Source organism: Vibrio sp. D173a (assembly GCF_030248475.1).
In genome coordinates, this window is the sequence record NZ_JAHGAH010001123.1 from 1 (window position 1) to 630 (window position 630).

General features: G+C 46.0%; 1 protein-coding gene. It reads left to right on the plus strand.

Annotation, left to right across the window (positions count from 1 at the left end; genetic code table 11):
• The coding region (locus KIV40_RS31725) for a DMT family transporter (protein ID WP_285353296.1) at positions 1-576 on the plus strand (576 nt) is incomplete at its 5' end.
• Between the last annotated feature and the right edge of the window lie 54 nt (positions 577-630).

Consider the following 630-nt stretch of genomic DNA (forward strand, 5'->3'; position numbering starts at 1 on the left):
TGTCTATTTAGCACAAGTAAGAATATAACTATTCGTAAGCTTTTCAGTTTAGTGATCGGAATTTTTGGCATTGTACTTCTCGTCAATGCGGAAACCACTCACAGTCACTCTGAATCGCAATTCAAACTTTGGGGCATCTTACTCGGCCTAGTCGCAGGCTTAAGTTACGCCACATATTCCGTAATGGCCAAAGAGCTTATTAATAAGGGGATTCAGTCACAGGCAGCGATGGGCGCCATCTTTGGGCTGGGCGCGTGTTTACTTCTACCCACCCTGCTGGCATCAGGAGACAACTTATTCGCATCTCAAACCAATACCCTGGTGCTCATCTACATGGCGGTCATTCCAATGGGCGTCGGTTACATCATGTTTGGGGTGGGATTAAGGCACATCAATGCGAGCACAGCAAATATCCTAACGCTATTCGAGCCTGTTGTTGCGGCTGTCATCGCAGTGTTAATACTCGAAGAACACATACCGCCAATGGGATGGTTGGGAATTGCTTTAGTCATGGTGTGCTTGTTTTTTCAGTCAACACAAAAGGAGCAGCCCCAAAATAGGTTGGCCAAACCTTAACGATTGCACCAACACCGAACAATATTGGCGACTTTTAGTGCAACACAATCATGG